The organism is Streptomyces sp. NPDC055287 (assembly GCF_053646035.1).
In genome coordinates this window covers 1-4,598 of record NZ_JBSHNE010000101.1, presented here as the reverse complement: position 1 = coordinate 4,598, position 4,598 = coordinate 1, and the positions used below count along the sequence as shown (strand labels likewise).

The 4,598-nt window shown below is 69.0% G+C and carries 7 protein-coding genes and 2 pseudogenes; 3 read left to right on the top strand and 6 right to left on the bottom strand.

The features are described 5' to 3' along the window. Window positions 1-97: 97 nt before the first annotated feature. A pseudogene (locus tag ACWIHY_RS40035) lies at window positions 98-466 on the bottom strand (transposase family protein); the annotation flags it as partial. A 2-nt stretch (window positions 467-468) separates the two neighbouring features. Here ACWIHY_RS40035 and ACWIHY_RS40030 point away from each other — a divergent pair. Next, window positions 469-678, top strand: a pseudogene (locus ACWIHY_RS40030) (IS5/IS1182 family transposase); the annotation flags it as partial. A 60-nt stretch (window positions 679-738) separates the two neighbouring features. Here the strand turns inward: ACWIHY_RS40030 and amaP are convergent. Genes amaP through ACWIHY_RS40005 form a run of 5 tightly spaced genes read right to left on the bottom strand, consistent with a single transcriptional unit; the run spans window position 739 to window position 3,126 of the window. After that, window positions 739-1,335: an alkaline shock response membrane anchor protein AmaP gene (gene amaP / locus ACWIHY_RS40025; protein WP_454381656.1), complete on the bottom strand. Its 597-nt coding sequence runs from the start codon at window positions 1,333-1,335 to the stop codon at window positions 739-741. Between the two features lie 10 nt (window positions 1,336-1,345). Then, window positions 1,346-1,990, bottom strand: a complete 645-nt coding sequence (locus ACWIHY_RS40020; RefSeq protein ID WP_454381654.1) for a DUF6286 domain-containing protein — start codon at window positions 1,988-1,990, stop codon at window positions 1,346-1,348. Then, the gene (locus ACWIHY_RS40015; RefSeq protein ID WP_454381652.1) at window positions 1,987-2,433 is read right to left on the bottom strand and encodes an Asp23/Gls24 family envelope stress response protein; all 447 of its coding nucleotides are present in this window, start codon (window positions 2,431-2,433) and stop codon (window positions 1,987-1,989) included. The genes ACWIHY_RS40020 and ACWIHY_RS40015 overlap by 4 nt, the downstream gene beginning before the upstream one ends. Next, window positions 2,430-2,657: a hypothetical protein gene (locus ACWIHY_RS40010; RefSeq protein ID WP_454381651.1), complete on the bottom strand. Its 228-nt coding sequence runs from the start codon at window positions 2,655-2,657 to the stop codon at window positions 2,430-2,432. Before ACWIHY_RS40010 ends, ACWIHY_RS40015 begins: the two co-directional genes overlap by 4 nt. Window positions 2,658-2,694: 37 nt before the next feature. Next, entirely contained in the window at window positions 2,695-3,126 is a 432-nt protein-coding gene (locus ACWIHY_RS40005; protein ID WP_454381650.1) for an Asp23/Gls24 family envelope stress response protein, read from the bottom strand. 204 nt (window positions 3,127-3,330) lie between these two features. Here ACWIHY_RS40005 and ACWIHY_RS40000 point away from each other — a divergent pair, with 204 nt between their 5' ends. Both ACWIHY_RS40000 and ACWIHY_RS39995 read left to right on the top strand, forming a co-directional pair. After that, window positions 3,331-4,086, top strand: a complete 756-nt coding sequence (locus tag ACWIHY_RS40000; RefSeq protein ID WP_454381648.1) for a hypothetical protein — start codon at window positions 3,331-3,333, stop codon at window positions 4,084-4,086. Between the two features lie 388 nt (window positions 4,087-4,474). Beyond that, the coding region (locus ACWIHY_RS39995) for a DUF6243 family protein (RefSeq protein ID WP_454381657.1) at window positions 4,475-4,598 on the top strand (124 nt) is incomplete at its 3' end.

The window sequence follows — 4,598 nt, the reverse complement described above, 5'->3', positions numbered from 1 at the left end:
TTGGGGTTCGAGTGGCGAGCCAGAACTGACTATCTGCCGAACATGATCCATCGCACCATGCTCCCAGATCACCGCACTTTCGAAACACGCCCTAGTGGTGCATCCGGCCGGGCCGGTCGGCTCCTGACCACAGCAGGCGCCCCGAGCCGTCGCTGATGGTGGTGGTCTTGGCCGTGTTCTGCTTCTTCTTGCCGGAGACGAACGCCTTGCGGCCGGCTCTGCCGACTTGGGGGCGGCGGACCTGGGTCCCGGTGCCGTCGATGCGCAGTTCGACGTCTTCGGCCTGGGCGTAGGCGAAGACGTCGGCCAGGGTGCGCAGCCGGATGCCGGGCCGGTCGGGAACGGCGAGCCCCGGGCGGATCTCGTGGATGGCGCGGGTGACGGTGGGGCGGGTCATGTCGTACAGCTCGGCCAGTGCCGCGTGCGACAGCTGCAGACGCAGGTGGACCAGAGTGACCAGGATCCGTTATCGCCGATGGTGGATACCGGGGAACCGGCGTCCTCATCCCGCACCGCAAGCGGCGTGGTCAAAAGCGCCTGAGTCCGCAGCGGGAGGCGGAGAACGCAGTGCACCGCTGGCCCGCGCCCGGGGTGGGACCCCTGTCCTCGCTGAAGAACTGGAAGGTCCTGCGGGACTGCCGCCTCAAGGGCAACGGCGCCCACCAGGGGGAACTTGGCGACCCGGGCCGCGAGGACGAAGTCCTTGCGCAGCGGATGGACCCCGTAGGGGACAACCCCTCAGGCGGCGCGTTGGGCGCGGTGGTGGACTTCTTGGAGTCGGACTTTCGACGGGAGGTGGTCGAGGCCGGCCGAGTCTCGTGCGTGGGTGAGCGTTTCCTGGCTCAGTCGCTCCAGGGTCCGTGCTGGATCCGCGTGAGGGTCCAGCACCAGCCGCACGTGTGCGGTGGGAGCGGTAGGTCGGCCTGTCAGCCGTACATGAGCGTGCGAGACCCCGTCCAGGGACTGGGCTTCTTCCTGGATCATGTCCTCCAGCGTGCGGCCGTTGAGTCGGGCTGCCGCGCTGTCTTCGCTGTTGACGAGAACGTGGCCCAGACGATGATTGCGCAGTTGTGCGAGGAGCCACCACAGCAGCAGGGCCAGCAGTACGGCGAGCACCGCGATGACGGTCGGCCACCACCAGCCTTCTTCCCGCCACCGGGTGCGTCCCTCGATGCCCAGTACGACATCGTCCGGCCCGCGGAAGGGCCACCAGCCCGGGACCTCGAAGTCCCAGCGGCGTTGAAGGTCCAGTCCGCCCAGCAGCACGCCGCCGCCCAGGGCGAACAGTCCAAGGCCGAGCAGCCCCAGCAGCACCCGGTTCACTGTCTTGGGCATCCAGATCACCTCAGCCCTTCTTCGGGCGCCGGACGTGCACGGTCAGGGTGGGCTGCCGGGCGAGACCCAAGGACTTCAGGGCTTCGCACAGCGTGGCGTCCAGGTCCGCGCGGACTTCCTCGAGATCGCGGAAATGTGCCTGTGCCCGGGCTTTGATCTTTCGGCGGCCGACTGCGACCTGTGCCGACTGAACGCCGGGCACCTGTATGGCCCGGTCGCGCAGAACCAGGGCGGCCGCGCGGCGGTCGAGCCCGGCGCGGACCTCCGATGTTCCTGGGATGCCGGTGGGGTGCCGCATGGGCAGCAGCCTGCGCAGTCCGGGCGTCACCGCCAGCAGGAAAAGCCACAGGCCGAGGGCCATCGCCAGTGCGGCCCCGACGATCATCCAGATGTCGTCCAGGGGCCGTGTGGCCAGTTCCTCGGCGAGTCGCCGTCGCCAGTGCATCGCGGACCGGTCTGCACGCACCGAGACCACGTCGTACAGGAGCAGTCCAATGGCCGCGGCGGACAGCAGGGCCACCACGGCTGCGGAGATCCGTCGTGCGGACCAGAAACGGCGGGCCGGCCGGGCCGATCCATGGCCTTGTGGCTTCGCGCCCGTGGCCTGGGGATCGTTGTCGTCGCCGGTTGACTGCCGCCAGGTGTTCCCGCTCATCTCACCCTCTCCTGGCCTGCGTGCCGCGAATGCACCGAATGCAGCCTGTCGACCGACACCACGAGGTCGGACACGTTCATGCCCGCCTGTGCCCGAAGCCGCTCGGTGATCTCTCGGCGCAGGGCAGCGCACTGCGCCGCAATGTCGGACGGGTAGCCCAGGTCGACCGCGATGCGTATCCGCGCTTCGCCCAGCACAGCCGAGCGTCGGCCGACAGGCTCGCCGGCTCGTTCTGCTTTCTTCCTCTCGGGCGGGCGGCGCACGGACGTCGTCACGCGGGGCGTCCGGCGATCAGGCGGCACGCGGTCGGCCGACTCGGTGAACCGGCTCAGCGCCTCGCGTGCCACCCGGGAAGCGATCTTCGCGACGACCCGGTCGGCGACGGTGATCGCACCGCGCTCGCCGCGGGGTATGCCCGGACGCCGATCGGCTTCACCGGTCACCGTTGCCAGTCTCCCCGAGTCCGTCGCCGGTCATCGCGGATCCGCTCCTGCCGGTCTCGGCGGTGGACAAAGTCGCCCGGTTCGAGATCGCCTTCCACAAGCCGCCCGACCACGAGTCCGGCGGCGCCCAGCCCCAGCACCAGCAGGAAGGCCCCGAAGCCACCGAAATACGCGGCGAAACCCAGCGCCATTCCGGCAATCAAACCCACCATGGCCCTGCTCATCACACGCTCCCTCACTCAGGCAGCGGCTTCGCCCCGGCTACTGGATCCGCTGCCGCTCTTCCCCTTCGTCCTCCTCGTCGGGCAGCTTCACATCACTGACCATGATGTTGACTTCCACGACGTCCCGGCCCGCCATCCGCTCCACTGCGGAGATCACGTTCTCCCGCACCGCACCGGCCACGTCCGTGATCGAAACGCCGTAGTCGACGACGATCTCCAGATCGATGGCCGCCTGCAGCTCTCCGACCTCGACGCTGACCCCGCGTGTGACGGACTTGCCACTACCGGCGCCAGGCGTCCGCTCCCGCATGGACCCCATCGAGCGCGCGAACCCACTGCCCAGGGCATAGACGCCGCGCACGTCCCGCGCCGCCATCCCCGCGATCTTCTCCACCACCACATCGGCGACAGTCGTCCGGCCACGAGAACCGGGCGCACCGCCATGCTTTGCGTCGGCGTTCTCAGTCATCAGGGCATTCCTCCCTCAAAAAGCCCGCCTTGCACCCTTTGCTCGAATTATAATCTTGTTAGTCCGTTTTGATCGAGATGTGGACTGTGAGGCGGGGTGGTCCGACGAGTGGCCGGGCGTCCCTGTCCGAAGCCGCCGTGGACACTGCGTGCGCGTGCGGCAGGAAGAGAACCGGGCCATGGGAAGAAAGAGGGTGAGAGGCCGGTGACCGAGGCGCGGACGCAGGCCGTACGGCACCAGCTCTACCTGGGCCGACTGCTCCCGCTCGGCGGGCCCGGCGACGGGACATGGATCACCGAGCAAGCGGCCGTCCGGGCCCTCGGACGCGCTGCCGCTGACATTCCTGCGGTTCGGCTGGAGTCTCTGAGCATCGGGCCGGCACCGCTCGAGCCCGTGTCCGACCCGGTCGTCCGTCCGCCGGCCAGCGCGCTACCGCCTGGCCCGCTCAGGATCGAAGCCGCCTTCACCGCACCCCTCGGGCAGCCGCTGCCCGAGACCGCCGACCAGTTGAGGAACGCACTGCTCAACGCGGCCGCTGAACGGCTCGGCCTGGCCACCGTGACAGCTGACCTGCGCGTCACGAATCTCCATGAGGGCCCGGAGACAGGCGTGGCGTCGCGGACCGCAGCGAGGATCATTGGGCCCGCGCCAGAACCTGCAGCCCCGCGAAGCTCGCCCCCGGTGACCGGAACGGGATCGCGGGGGCCTGCCGGGGAGCTGGCGGACGTCGCGGCGGCCGTTGCGGGCGTCGCCCGCCTCACCGCCGTGCTGGGAAGCCGCCCCGTCAAGGTCCATGACGATCCACCCGGCCGACACATCGAGGTCCAACTCGCCGTCGCCCCCGGACACCATCCACTGGAAGTCGCCCGCGCCGTCCGGAACGCCGTAGCCGACGCAGCCACCACTGCCACCCCGGGCCCGGTCACCGCCGCCGTCCTCATCACAGAAACCGCGGCCTAAAGGTTGTCCCGTCACGGCGGGGCGCAAGTGAGATGATCTCTCATGCCGTGAGTGTGCTCGCGACCACTGACAACGCCCGCGGCGGCCCAGTAACGCCCATCTGGACCTGCGCCGGGCGGGCGGCGACCACCGGCGGGTGCTGGCGGTGCTGAGATTCCCGGAAGGAAACGGCTGACCCCCAGAGCTCGCCGAAGGCCCGGCCGACGCCGGGGCGGCGAAAAGGTTGGTGTGCGGGGCCGACGGAACCGGGTAACGTCTTTGTCATGTTCTTCCAGACGCCGATTTACGAGTGAGAGCGTGATGGGCCCCTGCTGACGTGCTTCGACGTCGCCGCCCGTCCCCCACCGATGAATCCGTAGATCACTTCACATCATTACCGGGAGAACCCGTGACCGTGAGCAAGAACATCAACAACCCCGTGGGCATGGGCGGCGGCCAGCGCAAGAAGCTGTCCCGCACCGAACGGCAGAACAACGGTCCGCACCGCAACCTCGACCGCCAGGGTGCAGCCA